Raw genomic sequence first — 15,329 nt, forward strand, 5'->3', positions numbered from 1 at the left:
GCCGTCGCCTATCCGCGCGAATGACGACCGGGGCGACCGTCGGGTGCCTCCGTACCATCCGCCGGCGGCCCCCAGTTCGACTGCGCCGGCGGTATCGGATCGGCCGGCGAGATCGGATCGGTCGGGCGGGGCGACTGGTTCAGATGATCGACCGCGGACGGCGGGTTCGGCTGCGCTGCCGGCGCAGGCGGCGCCACTGGCGCTGCTGGCGCAGGGGGCGGAGTGGTCGCCGGACGCTGCTGGGCCTGCTGCGCGGGATCGTCGAGATGCTTCATGTACTCGAACACGTCGTCGGCCGACGGGTGGCGCAGCTCGTTGACGATCCGCCCGTCCGCCAGAAAGACGACGCGGTCGGCGTAGCTCGCGGCCCGCGGATCGTGCGTCACGATGATCACCGTCTGCTGGAATTCATCGACGGCCGCCCGCAGGATGCTCATCACCTCGCCGGAGGAACGCGAGTCGAGGTTGCCGGTGGGCTCGTCGCCGAAGATGATGTCGGGCCGGCCGACCAGAGCCCGGGCACAGGCCACACGCTGCTGCTGACCACCGGAGAGCTCGGAAGGCCGGTGACTCAACCGGTCCCGCAACCCGAGACGGTCGATCACCGCGTCGAACCAGGCCTGATCGGGCTTGCGGCCGGCGATGTCGAGCGGCAGCGTGATGTTCTCTTTCGCGGTGAGCGTCGGCACCAGATTGAACGCCTGGAACACGAAGCCGATCCGGTCGCGACGCAGCAGCGTCGTCTGCTTGTCGTTGAGCGCCGACAGGTCGGTGTCGCCGATGGTGACGCGACCGCTGGTCGATGCGTCCAGCCCGGCGAGGCAGTGCATCAGCGTGGACTTGCCGGAGCCCGACGGCCCCATGATCGCGGTGAACTCGCCCGCGGCGAAGGCCACGTCGACCTGCCGTAACGCCTCCACCGTTGTGTCGCCGGAACCGTAGACCTTGGTCAGTTGTTCGGCGCGGGCCGCGACCGCCTGGGTGCCGGCGGCGCCACGGGCCGCGCTAGCTCCGGCGTTCGGACCACTTGGGGGGACTGACATGCGTTGCCTCTCTCGACGTCTGTCGGCCGGCCCCGATGACGGGCGCACCGCCGACAATCCACAGTGCGCGACAATCCTGACCTACCGGCCTCGCCTGCCACCATAGGTGAACTCCCCCATCTTCACCCGCAGGTTTTGCTGGCCGTCGAAAGTGGCGCCGCCGAGATCGCCGGCGGGCGAGTCAACGAAATTCGCAGATCACCGGGGGTATCGGCCGGGTCGCGGCCCCTCGATCACTCGCTGCGCGTCCGGATCCTTCAAGGCGTTCATCAACCGTCAGCCCTTATCGTCAAGCAGCAGTAGCACTTTGCCGATCGAATCGGCCGAGTTCAGCATTTCCTGTCCGCGCGCGGCGTCGCCGATCGGCAGGCGCGCCGAAATGATCGGCGCCACCGTGCCCGCATTGACCAACGGCCATTCGTCTTTCGCCACGGCCGCGACGATCTCGGCTTTCGATCCTGGGCCGGCGATCGGGCGGTTCCGCACGTTGAGGCCGATGACTCGCGCGCGCTTCGCGATCAGCGTCGCGATGTTCAACTCGCCCACGAGTCCGCCCTGCATACCGATGATGACCAGACGTCCGCCGGTCGCGAGTGCGGCCACGTTGCCGGGCAGATACTGGGCGGCCATGATGTCGAGGATGACATCGGCCTGGTCGGCGAGCTCAGCGGCGAAATCCTGTTCGCGGTAATTGATCACGATGTCGGCGCCGAGCTGCCGGCAACGTTCCGCCTTGAGCTCGGACCCGACGGTGACCGCGACTTTCGCCCCCAGCGCCTTCGCGACCTGGATCGCGTGTGTCCCGATCCCGCTGCCGCCGCCGTGAATCAGCAGGGTCTCCCCGGCCGTGAGCCCGGCGTCCATCACGATGGTCGACCACACCGTCACCGCCACTTCCGGCAGCGCGGCCGCGTCGACCAGCGACACACCTTCCGGCACGGGCAACAGCTGCGTTGCCGGGACGACCGCGTATTCCGCATAACCGCCGCCGGCGATGAGCGCACAGACCTGGTCGCCGATGTCATAGCCGGCGACGCCCTCGCCCACCGCGGCGATCGTGCCGGAGATCTCCATCCCCATCACGTCGGTGATTCCCGGCGGCGGCGGGTACAACCCCTGCCGCTGCATCAGGTCCGCGCGATTGATCCCGGCGGCCGCGACCTTGACCAGTACCTCGCCGGGAGCCGGGCGCGGGGTGGGGAAATCGTCGACGACGCGGAGATCGGCCGACGCGTCGTCGACGACGACCGCGCGCATGGCCTCCGGCACATCGGTTGCCGCATTCATGTTCGGTTGCCTTCCAGATCGTTCCAGCACGGCCGGTCAGCCGCGCTCGGGCATCGACGTCGGGACGGGCATATGCAGCGCCAGCTGCCCCTCGGTGATGACGTCCAGCTGCACGGTTCGCATGGGCCGCAGCGATCGCAGGTCGTCGGACATCCGCCCCTCGCCCAGCTGCATGTCGACGTGGCGCGGCAGGCGCGTGGTGCCGCCCGACAACACGTTGGTCTGGCTCGTGGTCGAATGCCATGCATGGCCGATCTGGGTGTACGACGTCAGCGTGGACACCGCCGCACCCGACCGGTGCGGAGTCTGCTTCGGGGTGCGCGCCGATAGCGAAAGATCCATTCCCCCTGACTCATTGGCGATCCGAGCGGTGGCCCGGCGGTCATCGATCTCGACATCCAGATCGGTGACCCACTTGGGAAAGCCGTAACCGTCATGACCGCGCACCTGCGCGATGTCGGTGTTGACGGGCAACGACAGCACATATGACTCCAGGTGTTCGTTCTTGAGAGCCGCCGCGAGGTCGATGAAGCCCGCGCCGCCGTGCCGGGCCGGACGAACCGCGACGCCCACCGCGGCCTCCGTGTAGAAGTCGATATCGCAGACGTCGTAGCGGAAGATCATCACCGACGCGAGCCCCAGACCCGGCGCGACCGCCAGGGGCGCCAGCTGCTCGGGCAGCCGCCGCCGGATCGCGCTCAGCGGCGCGAGCATCGTGACGCGCGCACTGGACATGCGGTAGTAGAAGTTCGGGGTGAGGGTCGGCCCGATCGGCGAGTCGACCCGCGTCTTGGGCAGCTGCCGGAAGAAGTCCACGCCGCTCACCCGGGGATCGCGGGCGATCTCATCGAGATCCGGGTCCATCCGGTACCGGTCGTAGAACCCGCCGCGAGGAACCGTGACCGTAAGGTCGCCCAGTTCTACCTGCATCATCCCCAGAGTGACGTCGCTCGCGGAACCGATCTCGGTCGATGAGTTCGATGGCATGTGATGACTCCCTGCTGATCCGACGATCAAATGTATTCAGTGCTTACATAGCAACCTACGTTGCTATGTAAGCACTGTCAACACTCTCCGCGTGGATCCGCCAGCCGATCGGCCTCGGAACTACCCCACGACGTCGGCGATGATCCGCGACGCGAGCTTGTCGGAGGACTGCGGATTCTGGCCTGTGTACAGGTTGCCGTCGACGACGACGTAGGGGCGCAACGGGATCGCACCCTTCGAGTAGTCGACTCCAGCCTCCTTCAACCGGTCCTCGAGCAACCACGGCGCCTTCTTCGCGAACCGGTTGAGCAGTTCCTCCCGGTTCGACAGGCCCGTCATCCGGCGACCCGCGAAGGCCGAGCCGCCGTCGGCGTCGGTCGCGGCGAGCACCGCCGCCGGGGCGTGGCAGAGCAGTGCCAACGGCTTGCCCGAGCGCAGGCGCCGCGCCAGGAGCGCGCCCGACACCTCGTCGTAGGCCAGGTCTTCCATCGGTCCGTGGCCGCCGGGGTAGAACACGACATCGAAGTCGTCGACATTGACCGCGTCGAGAGACACCGGGCTCGCCAGGACGTCCGCGATGCCGTCCAGATAGCGTTCGACCGCCTTGCGCTTCCATGGAGTTCCGCCCGCGATACCGAGACTGAGGCGATCCAGGGTCGGCGCCTTCCCTCCCGGCGTCGCGACGGTGATATCCCAGCCCGCCTCCGCGAACAGGCGATGCGGCACGGCGACCTCCTCGGCCCAATACCCGGACGGATGGACGGTGCCGTCATTCAATGTCCAACGGTCGGCGGCCGAGATGACGAACAGGACCTTGCGCATGGTGTACCTCGATTCGAATGGTCGCCGCAGGACGGCGGCCGTTCGCGGCAGCCACGACGACGCGATGTATACGACGCTTACATTAGACTGGTCCCAGGCCCTGCGCCAGGAAGGACTTGCCTCTCACCGAGCGTGCAACCCGATGAGCTGGTGATCAGGCGCCGATCGTCGAGAGTTAGATTTGAGGCCATGTCAGCTTCGCCCGGGTCGTATCACCACGGTGACCTGCCCGCCGCCCTGGTCCGCGCGGCAATGGAACTCCTGGAGGAGAGCGGCTCCGACCTCTCACTCCGCGCGGTGGCCCGCCGGGCGGGCGTATCCACGGCCGCGCCCTATCGCCACTTCGCAGACCGGGATGCGCTGCTGTCCGCCGTTGCCGCCGTCGGCTACCGCGAATTGGCGACGTCACTGATGCGGTCGCAGCCCGAGCCGTCCTCGGTCGACGACGTCGCGACCATCGCGGTCGCGTACGTACGGTTCGCGCTCGATCGGCCCGCGCTCTTCCGAGTGATGTTCGCCGAGCCCTGTGACCCGACCAACCCGGAACGGGTCGCCGCCGTCGCCGCGATCACCGAGTATCTGGAATCGATCGTGCAGCGGATGGCTCCGGACGCCGACCACACCGCGATGGCCACCGGCATGTGGGCCCTCGTCCATGGGCTCGCATTCCTGCACCTCGACGGCAAATTCGGCACGACCGCATCCGAAGTCGACGGACGGGTACGGGCCGCGGTCAAGGCCGTGAGCACCTACCGCGTGGGCTCCTGACAGAGCCGCGCGACCGGACGCGTGCTGATCAGCCGGTGCGCTTGGTCAGCGGCACCACGAGCGGCCCGGCGCCCGTCGGATCGGCGATCACCTGCGCCCGCAGACCGAACGCGTCCTGCAGCACCGCCGGAGTGATCACGTCGTCGGGCGTGCCCTCGGCGAGCACCGCGCCGTCGCGCATCACCACCAGCCGATCGCTGTAGCGCGCCGCGAGATTGAGGTCGTGCAGCACCATCACGACGGTCTTGCCGTGCGTGGTGCGCAGGTCCTCGACGAGGTCGAGCACGTCGATCGCGTGCGCCAGATCGAGGAATGTCGTCGGTTCGTCCAGCAGCAGCAGATCGGTCTGCTGGGCCAGCGTCATCGCGATCCAGACCCGCTGGCGCTGACCGCCGGACAACGCATCGACCGGCCGGTCGGCGAGGTCGGCGACATCGGTGAGCGTCAGCGCCTCACTGACAGCCTGCTCATCCTCGTTCGACCACTGCCGATACCACGACTGATGCGGGTGCCGTCCCCGCGAGACCAGCTCCAGGACCGTCAAACCCGCTGGCGCCGTGGGTGATTGGGGTAGCAGCCCCAGAGTCCGCGCCACCTGCTTGGTGGGCACCGATGAGATGTCGTGGCCGTCGAGCAGCACGGAACCCGACTTCGGGCGCAGCAGGCGGGCCAGCGAACGCAGCAGCGTCGACTTGCCGCAGCCGTTCGGCCCGATGACCGTGGTGATCTGGCCGTCGGGCACCTGGACGTTCAGCCCGTCGATCACCGGCGCATCGCCGTATCCGACGGTCAGATCCTGTGCGGACAACCGCGATGTGGTCAATACGGTCGCCATGTCGTCGGGCGTCACTGCACTCATGCCCCACCCCTTCGGCTCGTCATCAGCATCAAGTAGATCAGAGCCGGACCGCCCAGCGCGGCGGTGATCACGCCGACCGGCAGCGCCACCGGCAGCAGCGTGCGGCAGATCAGGTCACCGGCCAGCACCAGCGCGGCGCCGCACAACGCCGACGTCAGCGGTCCCGGCGCAGGCGTGCGGCTCAAACGCAGGGCGATCTGCGGCGCCAGCATGGCCACGAATGCGACCGGCCCGGCCGCCGCCACACACAGGGCGGCTACCGCGACCGCCACCATCAGCAGGGCCCCGGCGGCCCGCGACGGATGCACCCCGAGACCGCGAATGGAGTCCGCGTCCAGCGGCAAGACCGACAGCGACCGGGATCCGGCAATCACCGCCACGGCGCCCACGGCGACGCCGATTGCCGGCCACTTCACGGCCGACCAGTCGGCCCCGCCGACCGAGCCCACCAGCCAGGTTTGCGCACGGGTCGCGTCAGTGGTGATCGCACGGGTCAGGAGATAGCCGACGACGCCCTGCAGCGCCCAGGTCAGAGCCACGCCGACCAGCACCAGCCGCAGCGGATCCAGGCCGCCGCGACGCCAGGACAGTACGTACATCGCTGCGGCAGCGGCGAATCCACCGACGAGTGCCGCCACCGGAATGCCGACCGTGCCCAGTCCCCAGCTCGTGCCGATCGTGATGACCACCACGGCACCGACACTCGCGCCGGCCGAGATGCCCAGAAAGTCCGGGGTCGCCAACGGGTTTCGGGTGATCGTCTGCGTCAGTGCGCCGGACAGTCCGAATCCGGCGCCCACCAGGGCCGCCGTCCACGCGCGCGGCAACTGGGAGTCGAACATGATGACGTTCTCGATGCGATTGCCGCCGCCGAACAGGATGCGCATCGCGTCGAAGAAGGACATCGGATAGTCGCTGACCGCAACACTGCCGGCGAACAACCCGACGACCAGGATCGCCAGCAGTACACCCACAATCAGTCGCCGGGGACGTACCAGGAATGACACGGGTCCCACCGCAACGCGATTGCGCCGCAGCGGGATCGGGGGCGCGTCGGTCATCAGTTCTGCTGTCATACCGACACCAGCCTGCGGGAGCGGACCAGGGCGATGAACACCGGTGCGCCCAGCACCGCCAGCACGACGCCCGACTGCACCTCACCCGGACGGCCGAGGACCCGGCCGAGCACGTCCGCGGCCAGCAGCAGCACGGCACCGATCACAGCCGAGTACGGGACGATCCAGCGATAGTCGGGACCGACGATCATCCGCGCGATGTGCGGAGCCGCGAGGCCGAGGAACACGATGGGGCCGCACGCCGCCGTCGCCGCTCCGGCGAGGAGCGCGATGGTGATGACGCCGACCAGGCGCACCCGGCCGACCTTGGCGCCCAAGGCTTTCGTCGCGTCGTCACCGAGGCTCAGCACATTCAGCGAGAAGCCGCCGGCGACCGCCAGCACCAGCCCCGCGGCCACGAACGGCACCGCGGCCCACAGCACGTCGAAGCCCCGGCCGCTGATCGAGCCGACATTCCAGAAGCGCCACGCGTCCAGCGATGTGCTGTCGGTAAGCACGATCGCCGAGGTCACCGCCAGCAGCACCGCATTGATGCCGACGCCGGCCAGCACCAGAGTCATCGGGCTGGCTCCCGCCGTCCCCGCCATCCGGCCGGCGAGCACCGAGAGCACGAACACCAGGGCGACCGCCGCGGCGGCACCGAGCAGCCCGAAGATCATGTACTGGATAGGGCTCGAGATGTCGGCGAGGTAGACACCGGCCACCACGGCGCACGCGGCGCCCGCGTTCACCCCGAGCAATCCCGGCTCTGCCATGGGATTTCGGGTGTGCCCCTGCGAGAGCGCACCCGCGGCCCCGAGCGCCAGCCCGGCGACGATGCCCAACAGCGTGCGCGGCAGTCGAAGATCCTGAACGATGCCGACGGCGTCCGAGCTGTGCGCGGTCTTGGTGGCCCACAACGCATCCCACACCTCGGACGGGCTGAGTGTCCGCGAGCCGATGGCGATCGACGCGATCACGGCCACAAGCAGCAGCACCGCGATCGTCAGGGCTCCCCAGAACCTGGCCTGGCCACGCGCCGAGCTGCCGGTCACAGCGAGCGCTCCGAATACGGATAGATCATGACGGCTTGGCGTTCGCCATCCAGTACGCCTGCGATTTGATCGACCCGCGGTCGATTCCAAAGTCACTGCGCAGAACTCGCACCGCACTGCGGGTGATCTTGGTATCGGCAGCCACCCAGCCGAAATGACCGTCCGCGTCGAACTTGTTGGCCCGCAGGGTGTCTACGATTCCCTCACCGCGTCGAACCCAGTGCACGACATCGGCCTCCCGGCTGCGCAGCGGCAGATCCGTGTCGTCGTCGTGCTGGTACTCGAGGAAGACGTGAGCCGTGGCGACACCGGCATCGAGCAGCGAGTTGATGGCCGGCAGCGAGGCCGTGTCGCCCACCAGGATCCAGCCCTTCGGCGCCGGTTCCGGCAGCGCGAATTTCGAACCCATGAACGTGGCGGCGATGGTGTCGCCGGGGGCCGCCTGCTGCGCCCAGCGCGCGGCGGAGCCGTCGTGGATCGCGAACTCGATGAAGAAGGTGTCGGCCGCCGGATCCGCGTCGACCAGGGTGTAGCCGCGCTGGTGCAGCTTTCCGGCACGGTCGGAGAACCACATCCGCACCCACATCGTCGGATGCAGCGGCCGCGCCGTCAGCAGACCGCCGCCGGTGAAACCGATGCGGATGTAATGCTCGGAGATCCGCTCGGTGCCGGTTACGGTGAACTGGTAGTCGTCGGCGCCCAGCATCTTGAGCACCGCGCCCTGCCAGCCACGCGAGCGACCCGGCTGCCCGTCGCCGTTCGTCATGCCCACTCTCCATCAGTTAATTAGCTATAGCTGAGCCTAACCTAAATCGAATTTCGATCAGTTACGGCCCGGCCTAGACGAGCTCCATTCGACGCGCGGCCCGGGACAAACGAAAACCGCCAGAGCTCCCGTAAGTCGGATGCTCTGGCGGCCTCGTTGGTCGCCGGCGCTTACGCCAGGCGCTGCTTGAGGGCGTCGAACTCGTCCTGCACGCCGGTCGGCAGCTTGTCGCCGACGAACTCGAACCATTCGGTGATCGACGGGATCTCTTCGCGCCACTCGTCGACGTTCACGGCGAGGGCCTCGGCGACGTCATCGACGCTGACGTCCAGACCCTCGAGGTCCAGCGCGTCGGGCGACGGCACGATGCCGATCGGGGTGTCGTTGCCGGCGGCCGTGCCCTCGATGCGCTCGATGATCCACTTGAGGACGCGGCTGTTCTCGCCGAATCCGGGCCACAGGAAGCGCTTGTCGTCACCGCGACGGAACCAGTTGACGAAGAACACCTTCGGCAGCTTCGACTCGTCGTGGTTCTTGCCCAGGTCCAGCCAGTGCTGGAAGTAGTCACCGACGTGGTAGCCGAGGAACGGCAGCATCGCCATCGGGTCGCGGCGGATGGCGCCGACGGTGCCCTCGGCCGCCGCGGTCTGCTCGGAGCCGACCGTGGCGCCCATGAAGACGCCGTGCTGCCAGTTGCGGGCCTCGGTCACCAGCGGGACGGTGGTCTTGCGGCGGCCGCCGAAGAGGATCGCCGAGATCGGCACACCCTGCGGGTCGTCCCACTCGGGAGCGATGGTCGGGCACTGGCTGAGCGGGGTGCAGTAGCGCGAATTCGGGTGCGCGGCATGGGTTTCGGTCTCCCGAAGGAACCAGTCGTTGCCCTTCCAGTCGATCAGATGATCGTGCTCGCCTTCCAGGCCCTCCCACCAGACGTCGTTGTCGTCGGTCTTGGCGACGTTGGTGTAGATGGTGTTGCCCGCCTCCATGGTGATCATGGCGTTCGGGTTGGAGCTGTGGTTGGTTCCGGGCGCGACGCCGAAGAAGCCGAACTCCGGGTTCACGGCGTACAGCCGGCCGTCCTTGCCGAAGCGCATCCAGGCGATGTCGTCGCCGACGGTCTCGGCACGCCAGCCCGGAATGGTCGGCTGGATCATCGCGAGGTTGGTCTTGCCGCAGGCGCTCGGGAACGCGGCCGCGATGTAGTAGGCCTTGTTCTCGGGGCTGATCAGCTTGACGATCAGCATGTGCTCGGCGAGCCAGCCCTCGTCGTGGGCCATCGCCGACGCGATACGCAGCGAGTAGCACTTCTTGCCGAGCAGCGCGTTGCCGCCGTAACCCGAACCGTACGACCAGATCTCGCGTGTCTCCGGGAAGTGGGTGATGTACTTCTCCGAGTTGCACGGCCACGGCACGTCGGCCTGGCCGGGCTCGAGCGGCGCACCCACCGTGTGCAGCGCCTTGACGAAGAAGCCGTCCTCGCCGAGGGCCTCGAGAACCTCCGGGCCGACGCGGGTCATGATCTTCATCGACAGCACGACGTACTCGGAGTCGGTGATCTCGACGCCCAGCTTCGGGTCGTCCGCACCGAGCGGGCCCATGCAGAACGGGATGACATACATGGTGCGGCCGCGCATCGAACCGCGCAGCAGCGGCGTCATGGTCGCACGCATCTCGTCGGGGGCGACCCAGTTGTTGGTCGGGCCGGCATCCTCTTCGCGCTCGGAACAGATGAAGGTGCGCGACTCGACGCGGGCGACGTCCGCCGGGTCGGAGTGCGCGAGGAATGAGTTCGGCTTCTTCGACTCGTTGAGCTTGGTCAGCGTGCCCGCCTCGACCAGCTGCGCGGTGAGCCGATCCCACTCGGCGTCACTGCCGTCCGACCACACCACTCGGTCTGGTTGCGTGAGCTCAGCGACCTCGGCGACCCAGGCAAGCAGTGCGGCGTGCTTGGTGGGGGCGTTGTCGGGCTCCAGCCCGGGGATGGTGGCAGCAGTCATGTCGTTCTCCTGTGCGGGCCCGAGTCGGACCCGCAGAAATCAGCCGAGTGACGAGCCCACCCGGTAGTGGCATCCTTTTCCCAGGCTAGCGCCCATGGTCCGGTTCACGAAAACGGGGCTGAGTTTTGTTCACCACATCACTTTCAGGGCGTTGAGCGCCCTGAATACGGGTCCATCGGCTACCAACGAGTAGCTCCGGACCGCGGGCTCGCGCCGCACCGCGCGACTAGTCCAGGCGACCCGAGTCCGTCGGCACCCAGCGGCCGCTCGCCGGCTCCAGCCGCCGAGCGACGAAACTGCCGTCCGAGCGCACCTGCGTGATCCGATCGATCTGGCCGTCGCGATCGGAATCGGTGTACACGGTCAGCCCGTCCGGGCCGTTCCGCGTCAGCGAATCGGCGATGCCGTCGGCATCGGTGTCGACCTCGGCCGGTCCCAGATCCCAGGTCCGATCGTTCTCGACGACCCAGAGGTTGTGCCGCGCCGACACGGACGACCCGACATCGTCGGGAGACTCGGCGAACTCGGGCACGAAGTCGGCGCACATGACGTTATGACGCCGGCGACCCCGGTATCGGTTCCGCCGCGTGCCGCACCGCGAGCAGCTCGGCCAGGCGCGCCTCCGCGTCGGCACGCCGCCGGCGCGAGTCGCTCAGCAGGCCCTCCACCTCGGCCACCTGGTCGGCGGTCGACCGGGACCGACGCTCGTAGTACCGCCCGATGCGCCCGGTCAGCGCCGATTCGGCGGACCCGATCGCCGCGACGACCTCCTGCTCCAGTACCGCACGCCACTCCGCCACCGCGTCCTGCGCCCAGCTGCGCAGCCGGCCGCGCAACGCCGCCAGCCGGCGCTCGCGCACGACCACCCCCGCGACCACGAATCCGAGCAGCAGACTCAGCGGCATCGACACCCACTGCAGGGTGTCCACCGCGGCCATCGGCGCGACCGCGAGTCGGCCGAGGCCGAGGCCCGCCGACGCGCCCAGCACGATCATCATCAGGTCCTCGCGCCGAACCCCCGACGTCGGGACGGGCCGGCACGGCATCGCCCGCGGCGGCCCGTCGGCGCCCGGGCTCTCCTGCGCCGCCTCGCCGAACCCTGCGGTGGCCACGGCCTCCCAGGCGTCCAGTTCATCGATCAGGCGCCGCCGGACCGACGCCGCCCGCTGATCGAGCTGATGACGAAACCATTCCTCGAAGCCGTCGCCACGGCTCCTGATCCGGTCCGTCCGGTGCCCGGCGGCCTCCGCGAACGCTCGGCTCTCGGTATGAACCTCGGCCAGCAGCTGAGCGCGCCGCTGCCCGGCGGCGACCCGCACCGCATGCAGCCGATCGGTGCGCCCACGGTCCCGGCGGGCGGCGATCTGCGTTCGTCGCCGCGCGAGGGCGGCCGAGTCGTCCTCGCTGATCGCGTCCCGGGCGTCGTCGATCGCCGCCTGGGTCACCGAGTCGGCGGCCAGGGCGCGCAGGGATACGGCGTCGGCCGACAGCTGCTCTCGAATCCACGCGACGAGATCGGGCAGACCGGACGCGTCGCGGTCGCCCGCGAGCGCACCGGCGGCCGTCACCGCGAATACCGGCAGTCGATGGTCGGGGTCGAGCAGTTCCCGGGACGCGTACAGGGTGTCGGGCCAATCCCAGAATGCGTCGATCTTGGTGCACACCAACGCGACCGCGGCCGCTTGCGATCGCAGCTCCGTCAGCACCCGTCGGTCCTCGGCATCGGCGACCGCGACCGGATCGATCAGAAACAACCCGACCGCCGACATCGCGCCACCGTCCGCCCCGCAGGGCACGCGGAGATCGGCGAGGTCGGCAGTCAGGGCCCGCCGCAGCAGGCCGCCGCCCGCCCCGGAGACGCCCGCCAGCATCACGCCGGCCCGGAGCCCGGCCTGGTCCGCGGTGATCCGCATGGTGTTCGGGGCAGCCATGGGCACCTCTCGCGTCGACGTCGCCGGCAGTTCCGGTTCGCCGACAGATCGTAGATGGCGACGCATCGCGGCGCGCCGGGTATATCCGTTTTAAGACTCGGCGGATTCCAATGATCGCTAAACCGATATTTGACGAAAATGCGGGCCAATCCACGGCCGCCGCAACCGCACCCGTTGTTAGCATTGCCGCGGCGATCAGGCATACACGACCAATTGGGGGGTCGGCTCGTGAGCCACTGCTCGCATCATTCCCGGCACCCACGACTCCTGCTGCACCAGCCCGCTGAACGGCACGCCGTGGGCGCAGACCCAGAACTGGTCGCTGCCACAGCAATTCGCCCAGGGGATCCGCTTCCTCGACATCCGATGCAACGGATTGCAAGGCAGCACAAATGCTTTCGGGATCTACCACAGCAGCTTCTACCAGGGGGTCACCTTCGACACCGTGCTCGACCAATGCCGGACGTTCCTCGCCGCCAACCCCGGCGAGGTGCTGATCATGCGCGTGAAGAAAGAGGACGGCACCAGCAACGACGTCGGCGGCGCTTTCGGCCAGATCTTCGACGGATACCTGGGCGCAAAGGGTTACGGCCCATTGTTCTTCACGCAGAACCGGATTCCGACGCTCGGCGAGGCACGCGGCAGGATCGTGCTGATCGCTCAATTCGGCAACACGCTGCCGTGCCTGCAGTGGCCGGCCGGCGACAACGGCGTCTTCACCACCGACCGCTTCTACCTGCAGGACCACTACAAGGGCAGTGGCCTGGCCGGCCTCGATTCCGGTTCGGCCGGAACGGGTTCCGCCGGTGTCTCGTCGATGATCGGCGTGGGCTCCTCCGGCGGCGATAAGTTCAGCCACGTCAAGGCCTGTTTGGACCGCGCTGCCGGCGACCCGTCGAACATGCTGCAGTACATCAACTTCACCAGCTACGCCGACAACGCCTGGCCCGTGGACAACGCCGCCGCCATCCTGCCGAAGGTCCAGGCCTACCTCCAAGCCAACCAGAACACGGCAGCGCATTACGGCATCGTGCCCATGGACTTTCCGGACCGGCACCCGACCGTCCTGAATCTGTTGCTGAACAAGAACTTCGGCTGACGAGAGCCTGTTTTCGGAGTGGCCCGCGGACGGCGATCGCTAACGCGAAGTTAGCCAAATACAGGACCCGTCAAAGGCTTTCCTGGCAATGCAAGTGTTGTTAGCATTGCCGCGGCGATCAGGCATACACGACCAATTGGGGGGGTCAGCTCGTGAGCCACTGCTCGCATTTCTTTCCGGCGAGCAGTCCGATCCGACCGAAAAGACTTGTGAACACATGTTGAGAGCTTCCGCGCGCCTTCGTCGTGCCACCACTTTCGCTGCGGCGGCGGCCACGGCCGTCACGATCGCATTCACCTTTTCCGCGACGCCCTCGGCCACCGCGGCGCCGCTGATCCCGCCGCCCGCCAAGCCGAGCATCAACGTCACGACGAACGCCGATCACGTGACCATCCAGCTGGGCGACCCGAACACCGGACTGGCTCAGGTAGCCACCTTCTGCACCGCGGCCCTCATCGATATCGCGAAGGCGGTCCCGCTGCTGCCGAGCCTGGTGACCGGTGTCCTGCCACCGCTGAACTCGATCGATCCAGCACTGTTCACCTGGGGCCCGTCGCTGCAGGTCACCAGCGCGTTGCAACGCCAGCGCACCTACGACATACCCGGCGTCCGTCCGGGCATCTACCTTGGGCTCGGCATCTGCGTGAATCCCGACATTCTGCATCCGGCAGTCGAATACAAGCCGGTCTTCGTGGGCAGCAAGGTGCAGCAGGGATCGGCGGCCCTCGGCCTGGGCAGCTCGGTCATCACCACACCGGGCGCGCTGCCCGCGGTCTTGGCGATTCTCGGCGCCGGCAGTCTGAGCGGCACCGGCAGCTGATCACCCCGGCGACACCCGCCGGTCGATCGCCCGCAGCTCGCCGGCCAGCAGACACTCCAGTTCGTCCCGCGCGACTCCGCCGGCCGCCAGCCGGTCGAGTTCGCGGGCGACTCGGGAAAGACGCTGCGGCACAGCGGCTTGCGCCAAGTCACGGATCGGCTCGAGCAATTCGGCCACCCCGCTGCGGTCGACCATCAGCGCCTCCAGCTCCGCCGCGGTGATGCCGGGCGATTCGGCGACGGCGGCCAGCCCCACGTGCATTCCGCTGCGACCGAACCGGCGCGCCAATTCCGTTGCCGCGCCCGATGTCTCCGCGGACGTGGCGCCGACTACGGCGGCCGCCGTCAGCGGTTGCCGCACCCCCGAATCGACCAGGGCGCTCAGCAATCGCACATCGTCCTCGGTCGGTCGCAGCGTCGCGAGCAACGGCGCCGCCCGCCGCACCACCGGGCCGAGTCCGTCGACCGCGGGCGGGTCGACCACGTCGACCTTCCCGAGGACCAGCAACGACCGCCCGGCCGGCAGCCGCTCGATAGCCCGCCGATCCGCGTCGCGCGGCGGAGCGACGAGAAGATGCACGGCGATGTCCGCGTCGTCCGGCTCGACGCCGTCGGTGACGCAGCCCAACCGCTCGGCCAGCGCCCATCGCAGGGTGCGTCGGCCACTGCCCGCCCGACCGGACACGACGACGCGCGGCGGACCGCCGAACCGGGCCGCCACCGCACGCAGCTCCGCGGCCTCGGGGTGGCTGTCGGCGAGTTCACTCAGCCGGAACGCCACCTGCCGATGGGCCTCGGCGATGTCGGCCGTGCGCGATGCCTGGACCATCGGTCTCCCCAC

General features: G+C 68.4%; 16 protein-coding genes. 3 read left to right on the forward strand and 13 right to left on the reverse strand.

The annotated features are described in order from the left end of the window. Positions 1–8 precede the first annotated feature (8 nt). From G341_RS21170 to G341_RS0105925, 4 genes are all read right to left on the reverse strand, one after another. On the reverse strand, positions 9–1,043 hold the full coding sequence (locus tag G341_RS21170; RefSeq protein WP_018178191.1) for an ABC transporter ATP-binding protein: 1,035 nt from the start codon (positions 1,041–1,043) through the stop codon (positions 9–11). A gap of 276 nt (positions 1,044–1,319) precedes the next feature. After that, entirely contained in the window at positions 1,320–2,300 is a 981-nt protein-coding gene (locus tag G341_RS0105915; protein ID WP_043450774.1) for an NAD(P)H-quinone oxidoreductase, read from the reverse strand. Between the two features lie 66 nt (positions 2,301–2,366). Then, positions 2,367–3,317 carry an acetoacetate decarboxylase family protein gene (locus G341_RS0105920; protein ID WP_018178193.1) on the reverse strand — a complete coding sequence of 317 codons (951 nt, stop codon included), beginning with the start codon at positions 3,315–3,317 and terminating at the stop codon, positions 2,367–2,369. 120 nt (positions 3,318–3,437) lie between these two features. Then, positions 3,438–4,139: a type 1 glutamine amidotransferase domain-containing protein gene (locus G341_RS0105925; protein WP_018178194.1), complete on the reverse strand. Its 702-nt coding sequence runs from the start codon at positions 4,137–4,139 to the stop codon at positions 3,438–3,440. Between the two features lie 189 nt (positions 4,140–4,328). Between G341_RS0105925 and G341_RS0105930 the strand changes: the two genes are divergently transcribed. After that, positions 4,329–4,907, forward strand: a complete 579-nt coding sequence (locus tag G341_RS0105930; protein WP_018178195.1) for a TetR/AcrR family transcriptional regulator — start codon at positions 4,329–4,331, stop codon at positions 4,905–4,907. A 28-nt stretch (positions 4,908–4,935) separates the two neighbouring features. Here G341_RS0105930 and G341_RS0105935 read toward each other — a convergent pair whose 3' ends face one another. The 8 genes from G341_RS0105935 to G341_RS24120 form a co-directional block, all read right to left on the reverse strand. Next, positions 4,936–5,766 carry an ABC transporter ATP-binding protein gene (locus G341_RS0105935; protein WP_051092660.1) on the reverse strand — a complete coding sequence of 277 codons (831 nt, stop codon included), beginning with the start codon at positions 5,764–5,766 and terminating at the stop codon, positions 4,936–4,938. Further along, a complete protein-coding gene (locus G341_RS0105940) occupies positions 5,763–6,842 on the reverse strand; it encodes a FecCD family ABC transporter permease (RefSeq protein WP_043450729.1) in 1,080 nt (359 codons plus the stop codon). The genes G341_RS0105935 and G341_RS0105940 overlap by 4 nt, the downstream gene beginning before the upstream one ends. Continuing rightward, positions 6,839–7,876 carry a FecCD family ABC transporter permease gene (locus tag G341_RS0105945; RefSeq protein WP_018178198.1) on the reverse strand — a complete coding sequence of 346 codons (1,038 nt, stop codon included), beginning with the start codon at positions 7,874–7,876 and terminating at the stop codon, positions 6,839–6,841. Before G341_RS0105945 ends, G341_RS0105940 begins: the two co-directional genes overlap by 4 nt. Before the next feature lie 25 nt (positions 7,877–7,901). Further along, positions 7,902–8,642: a siderophore-interacting protein gene (locus G341_RS0105950; RefSeq protein ID WP_018178199.1), complete on the reverse strand. Its 741-nt coding sequence runs from the start codon at positions 8,640–8,642 to the stop codon at positions 7,902–7,904. 170 nt (positions 8,643–8,812) lie between these two features. Next, the gene (locus tag G341_RS0105955; RefSeq protein WP_018178200.1) at positions 8,813–10,639 is read right to left on the reverse strand and encodes a phosphoenolpyruvate carboxykinase (GTP); all 1,827 of its coding nucleotides are present in this window, start codon (positions 10,637–10,639) and stop codon (positions 8,813–8,815) included. Between the two features lie 226 nt (positions 10,640–10,865). Next, the gene (locus G341_RS0105960; protein WP_051092662.1) at positions 10,866–11,186 is read right to left on the reverse strand and encodes a DUF6802 family protein; all 321 of its coding nucleotides are present in this window, start codon (positions 11,184–11,186) and stop codon (positions 10,866–10,868) included. A 4-nt stretch (positions 11,187–11,190) separates the two neighbouring features. Continuing rightward, positions 11,191–12,570, reverse strand: a complete 1,380-nt coding sequence (locus G341_RS21175; protein ID WP_018178201.1) for a GTPase Era family protein — start codon at positions 12,568–12,570, stop codon at positions 11,191–11,193. A 195-nt stretch (positions 12,571–12,765) separates the two neighbouring features. Next, a complete protein-coding gene (locus tag G341_RS24120) occupies positions 12,766–12,933 on the reverse strand; it encodes a hypothetical protein (RefSeq protein WP_018178202.1) in 168 nt (55 codons plus the stop codon). On the opposite strand from G341_RS24120, the gene G341_RS22950 reads away from it, so the two are divergent. Further along, on the forward strand, positions 12,917–13,669 hold the full coding sequence (locus G341_RS22950) for a phosphatidylinositol-specific phospholipase C domain-containing protein (protein WP_342664831.1): 753 nt from the start codon (positions 12,917–12,919) through the stop codon (positions 13,667–13,669). The two genes, G341_RS24120 and G341_RS22950, sit on opposite strands and share 17 nt — an antisense overlap. 217 nt (positions 13,670–13,886) lie before the next feature. Then, a complete protein-coding gene (locus G341_RS0105980) occupies positions 13,887–14,489 on the forward strand; it encodes a hypothetical protein (RefSeq protein WP_018178204.1) in 603 nt (200 codons plus the stop codon). On the opposite strand, the gene G341_RS0105985 is transcribed toward G341_RS0105980, so the two are convergent. Further along, on the reverse strand, positions 14,490–15,317 hold the full coding sequence (locus G341_RS0105985; protein ID WP_018178205.1) for a hypothetical protein: 828 nt from the start codon (positions 15,315–15,317) through the stop codon (positions 14,490–14,492). Positions 15,318–15,329: the final 12 nt, after the last annotated feature.

The organism is Jongsikchunia kroppenstedtii DSM 45133 (genome assembly GCF_000380485.1).
Lineage (GTDB): Bacteria > Actinomycetota > Actinomycetes > Mycobacteriales > Mycobacteriaceae > Jongsikchunia > Jongsikchunia kroppenstedtii.